Origin of the sequence: Stenotrophomonas sp. PS02301, assembly GCF_029959485.1 — a bacterium.
Taxonomy (GTDB): domain Bacteria; phylum Pseudomonadota; class Gammaproteobacteria; order Xanthomonadales; family Xanthomonadaceae; genus Stenotrophomonas; species Stenotrophomonas maltophilia_Z.
The window spans coordinates 1-17,037 of sequence record NZ_JASCOO010000055.1; the positions used below are offsets into that span (position 1 = coordinate 1).

General features: G+C 69.1%; 13 protein-coding genes. 1 reads left to right on the forward strand and 12 read right to left on the reverse strand.

What is annotated here, in order from left to right:
* Positions 1-96: 96 nt before the first annotated feature.
* The 3 genes from QMX81_RS13595 to mgtE form a co-directional block, all read right to left on the reverse strand.
* Positions 97-795, reverse strand: a complete 699-nt coding sequence (locus tag QMX81_RS13595; protein WP_282262242.1) for an alpha/beta fold hydrolase — start codon at positions 793-795, stop codon at positions 97-99.
* Positions 796-842: 47 nt separating this feature from the next.
* Positions 843-3,572, reverse strand: coding sequence for a bifunctional acetate--CoA ligase family protein/GNAT family N-acetyltransferase (locus QMX81_RS13600; protein ID WP_152152122.1), 2,730 nt, complete (start codon positions 3,570-3,572; stop codon positions 843-845).
* A gap of 74 nt (positions 3,573-3,646) precedes the next feature.
* Complete coding sequence (gene mgtE / locus QMX81_RS13605; protein ID WP_121040852.1) at positions 3,647-5,017, reverse strand: magnesium transporter; 1,371 nt, start codon at positions 5,015-5,017, stop codon at positions 3,647-3,649.
* Positions 5,018-5,362: 345 nt separating this feature from the next.
* Between mgtE and QMX81_RS13610 the strand changes: the two genes are divergently transcribed.
* Positions 5,363-7,168, forward strand: a complete 1,806-nt coding sequence (locus tag QMX81_RS13610) for a monovalent cation:proton antiporter-2 (CPA2) family protein (protein ID WP_121040854.1) — start codon at positions 5,363-5,365, stop codon at positions 7,166-7,168.
* 72 nt (positions 7,169-7,240) lie between these two features.
* Here QMX81_RS13610 and QMX81_RS13615 read toward each other — a convergent pair whose 3' ends face one another.
* The 9 genes from QMX81_RS13615 to QMX81_RS13655 all read right to left on the reverse strand — a co-directional run bounded on the left by QMX81_RS13615 (position 7,241) and on the right by QMX81_RS13655 (position 16,999).
* Positions 7,241-10,576, reverse strand: coding sequence for an ankyrin repeat domain-containing protein (locus tag QMX81_RS13615; protein ID WP_282262244.1), 3,336 nt, complete (start codon positions 10,574-10,576; stop codon positions 7,241-7,243).
* Positions 10,569-10,835 (reverse strand): YcgL domain-containing protein, encoded by a 267-nt coding sequence (locus QMX81_RS13620; RefSeq protein WP_282262245.1) that lies wholly within the window; start codon positions 10,833-10,835, stop codon positions 10,569-10,571. The genes QMX81_RS13615 and QMX81_RS13620 overlap by 8 nt, the downstream gene beginning before the upstream one ends.
* 260 nt (positions 10,836-11,095) lie before the next feature.
* Complete coding sequence (locus QMX81_RS13625; protein WP_121040861.1) at positions 11,096-11,533, reverse strand: excinuclease ATPase subunit; 438 nt, start codon at positions 11,531-11,533, stop codon at positions 11,096-11,098.
* A gap of 74 nt (positions 11,534-11,607) precedes the next feature.
* On the reverse strand, positions 11,608-12,849 hold the full coding sequence (locus tag QMX81_RS13630) for a beta-ketoacyl-ACP synthase (protein WP_282262247.1): 1,242 nt from the start codon (positions 12,847-12,849) through the stop codon (positions 11,608-11,610).
* Positions 12,849-13,580, reverse strand: a complete 732-nt coding sequence (locus QMX81_RS13635) for a 3-ketoacyl-ACP reductase FabG2 (protein ID WP_121040865.1) — start codon at positions 13,578-13,580, stop codon at positions 12,849-12,851. Before QMX81_RS13635 ends, QMX81_RS13630 begins: the two co-directional genes overlap by 1 nt.
* Positions 13,577-14,032, reverse strand: coding sequence for a hotdog family protein (locus tag QMX81_RS13640; RefSeq protein WP_226956608.1), 456 nt, complete (start codon positions 14,030-14,032; stop codon positions 13,577-13,579). The genes QMX81_RS13635 and QMX81_RS13640 overlap by 4 nt, the downstream gene beginning before the upstream one ends.
* Positions 14,033-14,034: 2 nt before the next feature.
* Positions 14,035-15,222 carry a beta-ketoacyl-ACP synthase gene (locus QMX81_RS13645; protein ID WP_121040869.1) on the reverse strand — a complete coding sequence of 396 codons (1,188 nt, stop codon included), beginning with the start codon at positions 15,220-15,222 and terminating at the stop codon, positions 14,035-14,037.
* The gene (locus tag QMX81_RS13650; RefSeq protein WP_121040871.1) at positions 15,219-15,770 is read right to left on the reverse strand and encodes a DUF3261 domain-containing protein; all 552 of its coding nucleotides are present in this window, start codon (positions 15,768-15,770) and stop codon (positions 15,219-15,221) included. Before QMX81_RS13650 ends, QMX81_RS13645 begins: the two co-directional genes overlap by 4 nt.
* Positions 15,758-16,999 (reverse strand): NAD(P)/FAD-dependent oxidoreductase, encoded by a 1,242-nt coding sequence (locus tag QMX81_RS13655; protein ID WP_282262254.1) that lies wholly within the window; start codon positions 16,997-16,999, stop codon positions 15,758-15,760. Before QMX81_RS13655 ends, QMX81_RS13650 begins: the two co-directional genes overlap by 13 nt.
* Positions 17,000-17,037 lie beyond the last annotated feature (38 nt).

Sequence of the window (17,037 nt, forward strand, 5' to 3'; positions counted from 1 at the left end):
CCAAACGGGGCGTTCCGCGCGGGGGTGGGGTTTGTGGGCCCCGCCCCCGACGGGGGGGGGGGCGCGGGATGGTGCGTGCCGGCCGCCGGCCGGCACCTACCGGAGCAACCAGTCCCGCATTGCCGCGCTGACTTCGTCGGGCTTCTCCATCGGGGCCAGATGGCCGCAATCGGGCAGCACCACCAGGGTTGAATCCGGCACCAGCGCGTGCATCGCCTCGCTGATCGCCAGCGGGGTGATGCGATCGTTCGCACCGCATACGATCAACAGCGGATCGCGGTACCCGGCCAGCATGTCATGGCCATCCACCCGGTCCAATGCGCTCTGGCGCAGGAATACGTCCGCACCCAGCCGCGCGGTCATGTCGCGCACGCGCTGCACCAGCACGTCATCATCCAGCCGCGAGGCATCGATGTAGCTGCGCATCAGGGTGTAGCCGAAGCCGTGGAATTTCCCGGGCAGGCGTACGCTGGCCCGCTGGGTCTGGCGTTGCTTGGCGCGCTCGGGCGAGTCGGCATGGATCGAGGTATCGACCAGGGCCAGCCGCAGCACCCGCTCCGGCGCGGTGCGCAGGATCGCCTGCGCCACGAAGCCGCCCAGTGAAAAACCGGCCAGGGCGAAACGCGCCGGTGCCTGCGCCAGCACGTCCTCGACCACCGCCTGCATCGTCTCGCCGCGGGTCTGGTCGCCGACGATGCACGCGGCGATATCGGACAGGTCGGCGATCTGCGCGCGCCAGAGTTCAGCGTCGTTGAGCAGGCCGGGGAGCAGCAGCAGGGGGATACGATCAGTCATGCCGTATTGTCGCCCCGCCCACGTGCCCGCGCCGTACCGCGATCGGCTCAGTGCGTTGCAGGATCGGGCGCCTGCGGCACCTGCACATCCTGCACCGGCAGGGTCACCACCATCACCGTCGAATCGTCCGGGTCGAGCCGGGTCTTGAAGCCCAGGCTCTGGCACATCGCCAGCATGGTGCTGTTCTCGCGCAGCACCTGGCCTTCGATGATGTTCAGGCCGAGCCACTGCGCGTACTCGATCATGATCGCCATCAACCGCCAGCCGATGCCGTGGCCCTTGAGGTCGGAGCGGATCAGGATGCCGTACTCGCCACGGTCGTAGTCTGCATCGGCATGCAGCCGCACCGCACCGAGCATGTCGCCGCTGCGCGGATCGATCGCCACCAGCGCGATGGAGCGCGCGTAGTCGAGCTGGGTCAGGCGCGCGATGAACTCGTGGCTGAAATGCTTCACCGACTGGAAGAAGCGCAGGCGCAGGTCGTCATCGGTAACGCGCGCAAAGAAGGCGCGGAACAGCGCGTCGTCCTCGGGGCGGACCGGTCGCACGAAGGCGGGGGCGCCGTCGGACAGGGTAATGGTGCGCTCCCATTCCTTGGGATACGGGAACACCGCGAAGCGCGGATGGCCGCGGCCCTTGTGCAGCTTGCGCGAGGGTTCGATCGCCACGCGCGCATCGAGTGCGATCACCCCGTCGCGGTCGGCGAGCAGCGGATTGATGTCGAGCGTGCGGATCTCGGGAATGTCGGCGGCGAGCTGGGCCAGCTTGACCAGGATCAGCGCGACCGCGCGTTCGTCGGCGGCCGGGACATCGCGGTAGGCCTTCAGGATGCGCGACACGCGCGTGCGCCCGATCAGTTCGTGCGACAGGCGCAGGTCCAGCGGTGGCAGGGCGATCGCCTTGTCGTCGATGACTTCGACCGCGGTGCCGCCACGGCCGAACACGATCACCGGGCCGAAGGTCGGGTCGTCGGCGATACCCGCGATCAACTCGCGCGCCTTGGGACGCACGATGGTCGGCTGCACCAGCACGCCATCGATGCGCGCATCGGGTCGCTTTTCGTGCGCGCGCGCGATGATCGAGGTGGCCGCCGCATGCACGGATTGCAGGGTACTGAGATTCAAGCGCACGCCATCCACATCGGACTTGTGCGGGATATCGGCCGAGAACACTTTGATCGCGACGGTGGCGCCCTGCTCCAGCAGCGGCTGGGCCAGGTCCATCGCCTCGTGGGCATCACGGGCCTGCATCACCGGCGCGGACGGAATGCCGTAGGCGCTGAGCAGCTGGTGGGTGGCGATCGGGTCCAGCCATTGCTGGCCGGCGGCGAGCGCAGCCTCCACCAGCGCGCGGGCGCCGGCGGTATCGACCACGAAATCCTCGGGCAGGCTGGGCGGGGTTTCCATCAACGCGGCCTGCGCGTCGCGGTAGCGCACCAGATGCTGGAAGCCGCGGACCGCCTCGGCTTCGGTCGGGTAGGTCGGCACGCGCGCGGCATTGAGCGTGGCCGTGGCACGATCGTCGTTGCCCAGCCACACCGCGAACACCGGCTTGTCGCGATGGTGGCGCGGGCGCAGGCCGAGCGTGCGGGTCAGCGCCTGCGCGGCATCGGCCGAGGAGGTGAACGCGGTCGGCACGTTGACCACCAATACCGCGTCGTTCTCGGTATCGGACATCAGCGCTTCGATCGCCGCGGCGTAACGGTCGCCGTCGGCATCGACCACGATGTCGACCGGATTGCTGCGCGACCAGCCCTGCGGCAGCACCGCATCGAGTTGTGCGACGGTGGCCGGCGACAGCTCGGCCAGGCTGCCGCGCAGGGCCAGCAGCTGGTCCACCGCCAGCCGCCCCACCCCGCCGCCGTTGCTCAGGATCGCCAGGCGACGCCCGGGGAAGGTGCCGAGCCGGCCCAGTGTTTCGGCCGCGGTGAACAGCTCATCCAGCGCGCTGACGCGCAGCAGGCCCGCGCGGTTGAATGCCGCCCCGTAGACCGCATCGGCGCTGGCCAGCGCCTGCACGTGGGTATCGGCATCGGGATTGATGCGGATGTGGCGGCCGGATTTGACCACCACCACCGGCTTGGCGCGCGCAGCGGCACGCGCGGCCGACATGAACTTGCGCGCATCGCGGATGTGCTCGACGTACAGCAGGATCGCGCGGGTGCGGTAATCGGTGGCGAAGTAATCCAGCAGGTCGCCGAAGTCGACATCCAGGGTGTCGCCGAGCGAAACCACGGCGGAGAAACCGACCGAGCGCGCCACGCCCCACTCCACCAGGGCCGCGGCAATCGCGCTGGATTCGGAGATCAAGGCCAGGTCACCGGCCTGCGGGAAGTGCGCGGCGATGCTGGCGTTCAAGCGCGCATGCGGGGCGATCACGCCCAGGCAGTGCGGGCCCAGAATGCGCAGGCCCTTGGGCCGTGCTGCCGCCTCCACCTGCGCGGCCAGCGAGCCCGGGCCTTCGCCCAGGTTGGCAGTGAGGATGATCGCCGCGCTGACACCGCGCTCGGCGGCGGTGGCCACCACCTGCGGCACGATGCTGGCCGGGGCGGTGATGACCACCAGCTCCGGCACCCAGTCCAGATCCTTGAGCCGCTTCACCGTGCGGATGCCGTCTATCTCGCTGTAACGCGGATTGATCCAGGCCACGTTGCCGGGGAAGCCGGTGTCGCGCAGATTGCGCATTACCGCGCGGCCGGCGGAGCGTTCACGCGGGCTGCCGCCGATCACGGCGACCGACTGCGGGCGGAAGACGGCTTGCAGGTGGTAGGTGCTCATGCGACCAGACAGTAACAGGGACGGAGGTGATTAATAATCACCTCCGTCCCTGTTATTAACTACCTCCGTCCCTGTTAAAGGAGGGTGCCGCGCAGGATCATCGCGGCGATGCTGAAGTAGATGACCAGGCCGGTGACGTCCACCAGCGTGGCCACGAACGGGGCCGAGGCGCTGGCCGGGTCGAAGCCCAGGCGCTTGAGGATGAAGGGCAGCATCGAGCCGGACAGCGAGCCGAACGTGACGATGCCGACCAGTGCCGCGCCGATGGTCAGTGCCAGCAGCTGCCAGTGCTCGCCGTAGTCGTGCAGGCCCAGCAGCTGCCAGGACACGATGCGGATGATCGCCAGCACGCCCAGGATCGCCCCCAGGGTGATGCCGGTCGGCACCTCGCGCAGCGCCACCTTCCACCAGTCGCGCAGGCGCAGCTCGCGCAGGGCCAGGCTGCGGATCAGCAGCGAGGTCGCCTGCGAGCCGGAGTTGCCGCCCGAACTCATGATCAGCGGGATGAACAGCGTCAGCACCACCGCGCGCGCCAGCTCGTCTTCGTAATGCTGCATCGCGCTGGCGGTCAGCATTTCGCCGAGGAACAGCACGCTCAGCCAGCCGGCCCGCTTGCGCAGCATCTCGAAGAAGCCGATCTGCATGTACGGCTTTTCCAGCGCCTCCATGCCGCCGAACTTGTGCACGTCCTCGGTGGATTCTTCGATCAGCGCATCCAGGATGTCATCCACCGTGACGATGCCCAGCACATGGTGCTGCGCGTCCACCACCGGGATCGCGAGCAGGTCGTGGCGGCGGATCAGCTGCGCCACCTCCTCCTGATCCAGCTGCACATCCACCGTCACCGGCGGGTTGACCTGGGCGACGTCGAGGATGGGCTCCTCGGGCAGCCCGGTGATGAGCCGGCGCATGGTGACCACCTGCACCAGCGCGCGGGTGTGCGGGTCCAGCACATAGATTGCGTAGACGGTCTCGCGGGTGCGCTCCACTTCGCGGATGTGCTGCAGGGTGCGTCCGACCGTCCAGTCCGAGGGCACGCTGACGAACTCGGTGGTCATCAGCGCGCCGGCGGTGTGCGCCGGGTAGCTCAGCAGCTGCTGGATCGCCTTGCGCGCCTCCGGGCTGAGCAGCGGGATCAGGCGTGCGCGCTCGTCCTCGTCCAGCTCGTGGACGATATCGGTGGCGCGGTCATCGGCCATCAGCCCGAGCAGGGCGGCCGCCCGGGCCACCGGCATGGCCGCTACCAGATCGCCGCCGCGGTTGAGTTCGGGCTGCTCGAGCATCTTCACCGCGCGCGGCAACGGCAACGCGGCCAGCGTGTCGGCGGCGCGCGACAGGCTCAGCGTGTTGAGGAATTCCACCGCGTCGGCGGTGTTGAAATTATCGAGGGGTGCGCTCAACGAGGCGGCATCGGCCACCGGGCGCAGCAGGTCTTTCTGGTTCATCGTATTCGCCTGTGGGTATCGCATTGCGCGACACCAACGCTGGCGAACCGACCCGTGTCAGGCGGTGGCCATCGCTGGCGTCGAGCAAGGTCGACTTCTACTGTCGCTGGACATGGGTTGGGGACTCCGGAAGGGTTTACTGCCGACGGCGGACGCCAGCAGCGGCGGGCAGTCTGGACCCGGGTGTGACGCAGGTCAACCCTTGTCCGGGATGCCGTTCCGGTGGCAGTCGCCTTGGGCGCCCATGGCGGCCGCATAATACTGCGTGGCCCTGGCCACAGGCCCCGGCCGCCCCGGGGAGGCTTTCCACCCGCACGGCACACACCCCCATGAGCAGGTTCCCCCATGCATAGCGGCGCGCTCGAGCTGGCCCTGGTGCTGCTGCTGGCTGCAGTGATCGCGGTACCGGTGTTCAAGAAGCTCGGCCTGGGCGCCGTGCTGGGGTATCTGGCGGCCGGCGTGGTGCTCGGCCCGGATGGCCTGGGTTTCGTGCAGGATGCCGACCGCATCCTCAGCGCCGCCGAGATCGGCGTGGTGATGCTGCTGTTCGTGATCGGCCTGGAGCTGTCGCCCGCCCGCCTGAAGGTGATGCGCCGCTCGGTGTTCGGCGCTGGCGCGCTGCAGGTCGCGCTGAGCGCGCTGGTGCTGGGCAGCCTGTTGATGCTGGATCACTTCCAGTGGAAGAGCGCGTTGATCGTCGGCATCGCGCTGGCACTGTCCTCCACCGCGGTCGGGCTGCAGCTGCTGTCCGAGCATAAAGCGATCAACAGCGATTACGGGCGCCTGGGTTTTGCCATCCTGTTGTTCCAGGACCTGATCGCGATCCCGTTGCTGGCCGCGATTCCACTGCTCGGCGGTGCGCGCAACGACACCCTGCAGTGGAACGACGTGGCCATCGCCATCGGCGCACTGGCGGTGGTGATCCTGTGCGGCCGCCCGGTGCTGCGCCGGCTGTTCAACATCATTGCGCGCACCCGCAGCCCGGAGGTGTTCACCGCCACTGCGCTGCTGGTGGTGCTGGGCACCGCATGGTTCATGCAGGAGGCCGGACTGAGCCCGAGCCTGGGTGCGTTCCTGGCCGGTGTGCTGTTGTCCGATTCGGAATTCCGCCACGAGCTGGAATCGCAGATCGAGCCGTTCAAGGGCCTGCTGCTCGGCCTGTTCTTCATCGCCGTGGGCATGGGCATCGACCTGGACCGCATCGTCGCCGAGCCGATGATGATCGCGGCAGGCGTGGCGATCCTGCTGGTGGTCAAGTTCGGCCTGCTGTTCGGCATCGGCAAGCTGGCCAAGCTGCGGACCCGCCACGCGGTGCTGCTGGGCAGCGTGCTGTGGCTGGGCGGCGAGTTCGCGTTCGTGGTGTTCAACGAGGCCCAGCGCGCGCACCTGCTTGGCAACGCCAACCATGATCGGCTGGTGGCGATTGTCGGCCTGTCGATGGCGATCACGCCGCTGCTGATGATCGGCCTGATCCGCCTGCTGGGCCGCGACGAGGGCCCCAAGACGCCTGCCCAGCCCGCCGACAAGGTCGACATCACCGATGTGCAGCCTCAGGTGATGATCGCCGGCATGGGCCGCTTCGGCCAGGTGGTCGCGCGCCTGCTGACCGCGCAGAAGATCCCGTTCGTGGCGCTGGAATCCAATCCGGATACGGTCTCGGACCTGCGCCGCTTCGGCAACAAGCTCTATTACGGCGACCCGACCCGGCCGGAAATGCTGCGCGCCGCCGGCGGCGAGCACATCCGCGTCTACGTGGTCACGCTGGATGATCCAGACGCCAACATGCGGGCCACGCGGCTGATCCGGCGCATGTATCCCGATGCGGTGGTGCTGGTGCGCGCGCGTAACCGCCAGCATGCGTGGCGGCTGATGGACATGTCCGCCGAGCCGTTCCGCGAGGTGTTCGGGACGAGCCTGGAACTGAGCGAACGGATGCTGATCGCGCTGGGCATGTCGGTGGAAACCGCACGCAGCCATGTGCAGCGCTTCCGCGAGCACGACGAGAAGCTGCTGCGCGATCAGTACCTGGTCTACGACGACGAGGCGGCGGTGATCCAGACCTCGCGCGATGCGCGCGCGGACCTGATGCATCTGTTCGAGGCGGATGCGGAGAGTGAGGGGAAGGGTGTGGACGGCAACCCACCGCGTTGATGAACCTGCAGGTGCACCTGCCCGTGCCTCATTGAGCGCTGCCGGCCAGCGGCCGGCACTACCAGGCGGGGCTCAGCCGTTATCGCGCAGGAACCGGGCCATCGAAGACACGCCCGGCACCAGCGGTTCGAACTCCCCGGCGACGTCGATGAAGCCGCGCATCACCGCGATCTCGCGCGGGCTGCGGTTGAGCGCATCGCGCACGTCCGGGTCGGCGCCGGCACGCAGCAGGCGCTGTACCAGCAGCGGCAGGCCGTGCAGCGCCGCCAGATGCAGCGGACCGAAACCGCGCGGATCGCGCACCTCCAGCGAAACGTCTTCGTCGAGCAGGCGTTCCACCGCGGCGAGCACGATCTGCTCATCGCAGGCGGTACCCGGTTCGGCGCGTGCGCCAAGCAGCAGCAGCAGCGGCGTGACCGAGCCGGCGGCGGCCAGGTCCGGTTCGGCACCGGCCAGCAGCAGGGTGTCGAGCAGGGCCAGCAGTCGCGCGCGGTCGCGCGCACTGAAACCGTACAGCGCAGCGCAGTGCAACGGGCCAAGCTGCTGGGCATCGCCCGCGTGCACGTTGGCACCGGCGGTGAGCAGGCGCGAGACGATGTCGGGCAGGCCCAGCGCCGAGGCAAGCATCAGCACGGTGACGCCGCCCGGCAGGCGGTATTCCAGTTCGGCACCGGCATCGAGCAGGGCCGAGACGATATCGATCTGGCGCATGCTGACCGCCGCCGACAGGGGCGTCGCACCGCTGGCCGCGGCGTGCTGCGGATTCGCGCCACGGGTGAGCAGCAGGTCGACCACGGCCAGGTGCCCGCCCCCGGCGGCACGCAGCAGCGCGGTGCAGCCTTGGGCGTCGACCACATCAACGGCGAAACCGAGATCGATCAGGCGACGTACGGCATCGGCGTCACCGGCCATCGCGGCCGCCGGCAGGTCGCCGTCGCGCAGCGCGCGGCGCGGCAGCGGCCACACCCGCCAGTCCAGCCAGTCGGCCAGATCGCGGCGGCCGATCGACAGCGCCACGCCCAGAGGGGTCTGGCCGTCGGCGGCGCGGGCTTCGGGTGAGGCGCCCTGCTGCACCAGCAGCTTGATCGAGCCTTCGCGCGCGAGCGCGGTGGCCAGATGCAGGGCGGTCATGCCATGGCTGTCGCGTGCTTCGCGGTCCACGCCTTGAGTGAGCAGGGCCTGCTGCAGCCGCAGCCAGCCCAGCCGCACGGCCAGCGACAGCGGCGGATCGCCGGCCGGCGATGGCGCGAACGGATCCGCGCCGCGGTCGAGCAGTTCAAGCGCAAGCTGTTCCAGCCCGCGCGAGGCGTGGTCGTGCTGGGCGCAGGCGCTCAGCAGGCGTGCCAGGCCACCGCGACCGGCCGGGGACAGGCCACGGCGCAGCAGCACCTGCAGCGCCGGCACCGCGTCGATGCCCCGCGCCAGCAGCGCGAACATCGGGGTATCCCCGCAGGCATCCAGGACTTCCGGCGCCGCGCCGTGCGCGAGCAGCCAGTCCAGCGCCTGCGGATCCAGCGCCAGTTCGGCGTCGTGCAACAGCGCACCCAGTTCCTCCGGCGCACACAGGCGGGCCAGCGCGGCCATGCCCTCCACGTTGCCGAAGCTCAGCGCTTCGCGCAGGAGCTCCAGCGGTGGGCGATCCGGCAGCGAGGGCGAGGCCGCATCGCTGTCGCCGGACATCACCAGCCCGTCGCTGACCGCGGAAGGCAGCGGATAGGCGGGATCCAGCAGCGAGACGATCGCCCAGCGCCCGGCGCCAGCAGCGATATCCACCGCACGACGGCCCTGCGGATCGGCCACATCGACGGCGATGCCCAGGTCACGCAGGCGACGGATCAGCAGCGGCGAGACGTTCTCGGCCATACAGGCCAGCAGCACCGCGTTGCGGCCTTCGCCATCGACCGCATTGAGATCGGGGTGGTGCGGCAGCAGGTGTTCGACCACGCCGGCACGGCCACCCCGCGCGGCTTCCAGCCACGGGGTACGCGCCAGTGCGTCGCGGGCTTCCAGGTTGGCGCCGGCAGCAAGCAGCACGTCGATGATGTCGACATGGCCGGCCAGCGCGGCTTCGTGCAGCGCGCTGCGGCGCTGGCGGTCGCGCGCATCGGCGCGGGCCTTGTGCTTGAGCAGCAGCTGCACACCGGCCGGATCGTCTTCTTCGGTGCCCGCAGCGGCAAGCAACACGGGCGTGCCCTCGGCCGGCTCGGTCTTGGCCCCGCGTTCCAGCAGGAACTTGGCCAGGCGCCAGTTGCCGACCTGGCAGGCCACGGCCAACGGTGACCAGCCATCGTCGTTCAGCGCATCCAGTTCGGCGGCGGCATCGCGCAGCAATGCGGCGACGCCGGGATCGGAACTGCGCGCGGCGTGATGCAGGGGGGTGTTGCCTTCGCTGTCCACCGCACGCGGGTCGGCGCCGTTGGCGAGCAGGGTCATCACCGCCTCGGGGCGGCCGTGCCAGCTGTCGCGGGTGGCGGCCAGCAGCGGGGTCATACCGCGGTGCGGGGCGTTGACGCCGACGCCGCGGGCGATCAGTTCACGCAGCAGACGCAGGTCGGGCAGCACCGCGGCGAGCACGGCAAGGCTGCGCTGGTCGCGCCAGGCCGGATCGGGCAGCCCGTGCGGATCGGCACCGGCCTGCAGCAGCTGCAGGGCGCGATCGACCCGGCCGCTGCGCGCGGCGTCATACAGCGCCGGCTGTTGTTCATGCAGGCCGATCGATTCGAGCGGCTTGGGCTCGGCGTACGGCTCGGCAAAGGGCTCGTCGCGGTCACCGCGCGTCTCGGCCGGCATCGGCGCGCCCAGGGTCGTCGCCGGTGTGATCGCCTGCAGCAGCAGGTGCGCCAAGGGCGACAGCAGCACGACCGCAGCGGCGATCGGCCAATGCAGCGCGTCCGACACCAGGCCCGGCCACGCCGGCAGCACGACCAGCGCGCACACCAGCACCACCAGTGCGGCCACGGCCAACCCGCGCCAGGCGGTCAGGTCGCGCCCGGCCAGGGTCTGCCAATGGCGGGCCAGGCTTCCTTCGCTGCGTTCCACGTCATTCCACAACGGCCAGGTCCGCCAGACCCCGAGCAGTGCGGCACTGACCGCCACGCTCAGGCCAAGCACGGCGGCCAGGCTGCCGCTGTCGTGCAGTGCGCTCAGCGGCCAGGCCACCAGCAGGGTCAGCAGCAGCGGGCCAAGCGACCACAGCGCCAGCAGCGCGGGCGCGTCATGGCGGGCCACCTGGGGCAATGACTGCAGCGGGCGCGTCCGGCGCCACCACGATACCGCCAGCGCGAACGCCGGCTGGGCCAGCGCGGCGCACACCGCACCGGGCACGCCACCGACGGCCGCGGCCAGGGCCAGCAGCACACCAAGCGCGGCCGCAGAGGCAACAGCGCGGGGGCGTTGGGATTCAGTCATTGCGTCGCGCGAACCGGACCGGCGCCAACGGGGGCGGCGGCAACTGCAGGTGGAATCCACGCTCGATCAGGTTCTGGCGCACTTGTGCGGCATCGGCCTGGGCGAGGCGACGGTCGGGAGTCAGGGCCACTTCGAGAACGAACTGGAACGGCGCCAGCGAGGCCTTCACCGCGTCAGGGATGACCGAGAAGTCATCACGAACGGCGAGATAGACGAAGCTGTCCTGCTTGCGTTGGCTTTTATAGACGTAGGCTTGCATGCCGCAGGGCTTTGCCCAGGGTAGTGAATGACATTGATTGTGGAGGAAAGCTGGCACAGGTGAAAGCTGCGTGCACTGTCCCCTGTCGGTTTTCCGTCGCGCGACAGCATCAGGTTCATCAATGTCGCGATGTCGTTCAGCTGGGCGCCGCTGCAGTCTGCCCATACCGCCGTGATGAATGCGTGGCCGCGGCGGGTCTGTCGGTGCCCACGACCGTCCCATTCCGCAGACCACCGCCCACAAGGCGGTGGTCTTTCGGCTTACTTCACCTTGGCGTAGGTGCCCTTCAGCGCCACGCCGGCCAGGATCGTGCCCGCATAGCATTCGTAGTTGGTGGTGCTCTTGAACTCGTTCTTCTTGTAGTAGCTGACGATGTCGACCACGGCGTTGGCGCCGCGCGACTTGGCGCCGTCCTGCAGCGCGCGCAGCGCCGACAGGGCCACCCAGCGGCAGGCTTCGGCGTCGCTCTTGTTGGCCGCGTTGGTCTTCTTGTTGGTGACATCCTCGCCCAGGCGCTGCAGCACACTGACGTTCTCGCCGGCCAGATAGAACTTCACGCTGCCGTCGATGCCCACATTGCGGGCTTCGGCGGAATTGACCAGCTCATGCAGCGACTGCTCCACGCGGGTATCGCGGGCCTGGGCGGTGCTGGCGACAGCCAGCAGGGCGGTGGCGGCCATCAGGGTAAAACGACGCATTCAACTTTCTCCTTGTTGGGGACGCGAGGGGTTTACGGAAACGGCCGGCCCGCACGGCAGGCCGGAAACAGCGGTCAGTCCTGCCAGCGGCGGAAAATCAACGAGGTGTTGATGCCACCGAAGGCGAAGTTGTTGCTCATGACGTGGTCGGTCTGCAATGCGCGCCCTTCGCCGTCGATGTAGTCCAGCGCGCCGCAGCGCGGATCGACCTCGTGCAGGTTCAGGGTCGGGGCGAACCAGCCGTCGCGCATCATCTCGATGCTGAGCCAGGCCTCGAAGGCGCCGCAGGCCCCGAGCATGTGCCCGACGTAGCTCTTGAGCGAGCTGATCGGCATGCCCGGGCCGAACACCTGGTGGGTGGCCTGGGTTTCAGCGATGTCGCCGTGCTCGGTGGCGGTGCCGTGCGCGTTGACGTAGCCGATCCGATCGGCAGCCAGGTCAGCATCTTCCAGCGCCAGCCGCATCGCCTGGGCCATGGTGCCGGCGCTGGGCTGGGTGACGTGCTGGCCGTCGCTGTTGGTGCCATAGCCGACCACTTCGGCCAGGATCGTGGCACCGCGTGCCTGTGCATGCTCCAGCTCTTCCAGGATCAGCGTGCAGGCGCCCTCGCCCAGCACCAGGCCATCGCGGTGCGCATCGAACGGGCTGGGCGTGGTCTGCGGCGCATCATTGCGCACGCTGGTGGCGAACAGGGTGTCGAACACCGCCGCGGCGGTGGCGTCGAGCTGCTCGGCACCGCCGGTGACCATCACCGTCTGCTTGCCGCTGCGGATCGCTTCATAGCCCGAACCCACGCCCTGGCTGCCCGATGTGCAGGCGCTGGAGGTGGTGTAGACGCGGCCGGACAAGCCGAAGAACACGCCGATGTTCACCGGCGAGGTGTGGCTCATCATCTTCAGGTAGGTAGTGGCGCTGATGCCTTCGGTGGTGTGCTCATGGAGCATGCGGCCGAACTCGGCGGTGGCCTCGTGGCTGCCCGAGGACGAGCCGTAGGCCACGCCGGCCATGCCACTGCGCAGCACCGGATGGCCGAGCAGACCGGCCGCTTCCAGCGCCAGCTCGGTGGCGCGCACCGACATCACCGCCACCTTGCCCATGCTGCGGGTGGTCTTGCGGTTGTAGTTGGCGGGCAGTTCGAACTCTTCAGCCGGTGCAGCCAGGCGCGTGTTGAGGCCATCGAAGACCTCCCACTCGGGGATGTAGCGCACCGCATTGGTCCGCGCCTGGAGACGCGCGCGGATGCTCGCCCAATCCTGCCCGAGCGGGCTGATGGCAGCGGCGCCGGTGACCACGACACGACGATCGGGGCGGGCCATCAGACCATGCCTCCGTTGACCGAAATCACCTGGCGGGTGATGTAGCCGGCCGATTCGGAGAGCAGGAAGGACACCGCCGCAGCGACCTCTTCTGGCTGGCCCAGGCGATTGGCGGGAATCAGCTTGAGCGCGTGCTCGACCACTTCTTCATTGACCATCTCGGTCTCGATCAGCCCGGGGGCCACGCAGTTGACGGTGATCGCGCGGCTGGCCAGCTCCAGCGCCAGCGCCTTGGTGGCACCGATGATGCCGGCCTTGGCCGCACTGTAGTTGGTCTGACCGCGGTTGCCGACCAGGCCGGACACCGAGGACAAGGTCACGATGCGGCCCGGTTTGCGCCGGCGCACCAGCGGCATCACCAGGGGGTGCAGCACGTTGTAGAAGCTGTCCAGGTTGGTGTGGATGACCGCATCCCAATCCTCGGCCGGCATCGCCGGGAAGGCACCGTCGCGGGCGATGCCGGCGTTGCAGACCACCCCGTAATACGTGCCGTGCTCGGCGATGTCCGCTTCCAGCGCAGTGCGCGCGGCATCGCGGTCGCTCACGTCGAACATCAGCACCCGGGCCTGCCGGCCCAGCGCCTGGATCTCGGTCACAACGGCCTGCGCGTCTTCGATGCGGCTGCGGCAATGCACCACCACGTCGAAGCCGTCGCGCGCGCAACGCAGCGCCACGGCACGGCCGATGCCACGGCTGGCGCCGGTCACCAGCACGGTCAAATTCCCTGTCATGCCTCTCCACTCTCCAGATAAGCCGCTGCATCCGTAGGTTGGAACACGGAAACGTTGGCAACTGCCACTTCGATATCGCCCGCCAGGATCCGGCAGGCGAACATGCCCAGGCCATTCTCGCCCAACAGCTCGCAGTTCGCCTCCACCCGCAGGCAGCTGCCGGCGGCAAAGTACGGCTGGTGGGCAGTGTAACGACGGCTGCCGAGCAGGAAGCCGATCGAGGGTTCCGCACCGGTCTGCCAGGCACGGCACCCAGCCCAGGCGGCGATCGCCTGGGCCATGTATTCGACCCCGACCCAGGCGGGCACGCCGTCGGGGGTGCAGAACAGGCCCTGCGTCGGGACGTCCACCTCGACCGCGATGGACTCGTCCTGCCAGGCCACGACGCGGTGGATCAGGCGCATGCTGTCGCGGTGCGGAAGCACGGCGTTGATGTCGGGGGGCAGCGGCATGCTCATCCCTTGGCCAGTGCCAGCACGGCATTGCTGCCGCCGAAGGCGAATGAGTGACTGAGCACGTGCTGCAGCGGCTGCGCGGCACGCGTCCCCGGTGCCACCAGCGCCAGTGCCGGCAACGCGTCATCGGCCTGCCCATCCCACCAGTGGGTGGGCAACTGCTGGTCGGGGTTGTCGGCCAGTGTCATCCAGCACAGGGCCGCTTCGATCGCGCCGGACGCACCCAGCGTGTGCCCGGTCAGCGGCTTGGTCGAGCTGGCCGGCACCTGCGTGCCGAGCACAGCGGCGACCGCCTGGCTTTCCATCGCATCGTTGTGGCCGGTGGCGGTGCCGTGCAGGTTCACGTAGTCGATCTGCGCGGCCGTCAGGCCGGCCCGTTCCAGCGCCTGCTGCATCGCATCGATCGCCCCGCGTGCCTGCGGATCCGGCGCGGACATGTGGTGCGCATCGGAGGATTCCCCCCAGCCGGAGAGCCGCACCGGCCCCGGCTCACGGGTCATCAGGAACAGCGCCGCGCCTTCGCCGATGTTGATGCCGTTGCGGTTGACGGAGAACGGATTGCAGCGCGCCGCCGAGACCGACTCCAATGCGCTGAAACCCGCCACGGTGAACCGGCACATCGAATCGGCGCCACCGGCCACTACGGCATCGACCGCGCCGGCCTGCAGCAGGCGCGCGGCCGACATCAGCGCCTTGGCGCTGGACGAACAGGCGGTGGAGATCGTCCACGCCGGGCCGGTGCTGCCGATCCGCTCGCGCACGAAGCGCGCGGCGGTGCCCATTTCCTGCTGGGCGTAATGGAAATCGGCCGGCCACACGCCATCGCGGTGATGCGTACGCAGTGCGTTCTCCGATTCGCCGATGCCCGAGGTGCTGGTGCCGATGATCACCGCCACACGCGCGGCACCAAAGCGCGCCACGGCAGCAGCCACGCCCGCGCGGATCTGCTCCAGCGCCGCGTCCAGCAGGCCGTTGTTGCGGCCACGCAGGGCCACCGGCAGGGCGGACAGGTCCGACAGCGGCGCATGCACTTCGCCCAGCGCCAGCGTGCGCCCGGGGAGGATCGCAGCGTTGTCGCGCAGGCCACCGGGCTGCGCCGCGAACAGGCCGTCGCGCACCTGGGCGCGGTCGGCACCCAGCGCGCAGATCACGCCCAGCTCGTTCAGATAGACCGCGCTACTGCTCACTCTTGGCCCTGCCCCATGTCCATCGATTCGATCACCAGTTCATAGCCCTCGGCCAGGTTGCGCAGGCGCACGCGGCCATCGGGCAGCGTGTCGCGCACCAGCCAAGGCGTGCCGCCCTGCACCAGGCTGCGCACGCCATCGGTCTCCTGCAGGGTCCAGCCGGCGGGCAGCGCGGCGCGGATCGCCGCCGCCGGCCACAACGCGAACTGCAGGTCGTCCAGCACACGCTCGCCGCGCACCTGCGGCGGCAGCCATGGGGCGCGGGTCTGCTCCAGGTGCTGCCCGTCCCAGACCATGCGCACGCCGGTCTGGCCCATCGCCTGCACGGCCAGCCGCACCTGCTCGGCGTCCACTTCCAGCAGCGCATCCAGCTCGCGCGCGTGGCTGCCGAAGCGGAACTGCAGGCGCTGCTGCAGCTGCACCGGCTGCGGCAATGCCGATGGCGCCAGCTGCAGCGTGGGCAGCTGCACCAGCGGTGTGGGCATGCGGGTGCTGGCACACGCGGCCAGCAGCAGGCTCAGCAACAGGGTCAGGATCAGGCGCTGCACAGTTCCTCCAGCACGCGCAGGCGCCGGCCCGTGGCATCGGCGACATACGGGTTCTGCGTATCCCAGGCGTAGCCGGCCAGGATCGAGGAGATCATGCGCCGCACCTCCGGCTGCGGATCGGGATGGTAGATGATCTTCTGGAAGCCACCGGCGTACCAGGCTTCGACAAAACGACGGAAGGTCTTCACCCCGGCACGCAGCGGCACCGAGAACGCCTGCTCCCAATCCACCGTCTCACCAGCATGCTCGCGCGCCAGGCACGCGCTGGCCAGCTGCGCCGACTTGAAGGCAATGGTCACGCCCGAGGAGAACACCGGGTCCAGGAACTCGCCGGCATTGCCCAGCAGCGCATAGCCCTCACCCCACAAGGAGGAGACGTTGGCCGAATACCCGGTGATGGTGCGCACCGGCAGCACCGCCCATTCGGCGTTCCTGAGCAGGCGGGTCAGGTTCGGGTCTTCGCCGACGATGGCCTGCAGCTTCTCCAGATCGGTACCGGCGTAGCGCTCGAAGAAGCTCGGCTCGGCGACCACGCCCAGCGAGCAGCAGCCGTTGGAGAACGGAATCGTCCAGTACCACACGTCCACGTGCTCAGGATGGGTGGTGATCAGGATCTTGTCGCGGTCAAACCCCGCGCCGGCCGGAATGTGGTCGCGCACGTGGCAGAAGATCGCGCCGCGCACCGGGAAGTTCGACGGCGACTCCAGTTTCAGCAGGCGCGGCAGCAGCCGGGCGAAACCACTGGCGTCGAGGATGAAACCGGCCTCGATGGTGTATTCGCTGCCATCCGGGCGGCGCACCTGCACCTGTGCCGGGCGGCCAGGCTGTACCGAGAGCACTTCATCACCGAAGCGCAGCGTGGCGCCCATGCGCTCGGCACCGCGCGCCAGCACATCATCGAAGTCGGCGCGCTGCACCTGGTAGGTGGTGCCCCAGCCCGGCGAGAACTTGTCGCGGAAATCGAACTCGGTGGTCGCTGCGCCGCGCACGAACGCGGCACCGTTCTTGTACTGGAACCCGGCCTGCACCACGTCCTGCAGCAGCCCGGCGGCCTCGATGTACTCCATGCTCTGCGGCAGCAGGCTCTCGCCGATCGAGAACCGCGGGAACTGCTGGCGCTCCAGGATCAGCACCTGGCGGCCCTGCTGGCGCAGCATCGCAGCGGCCACGGAACCGGCCGGACCAGCGCCGATGACCAGGATTTCAGTACGTTCCACGTGCGGATTCATCGGTACATCCTTGATCAGATCAGGTGAGGAAAACGCGG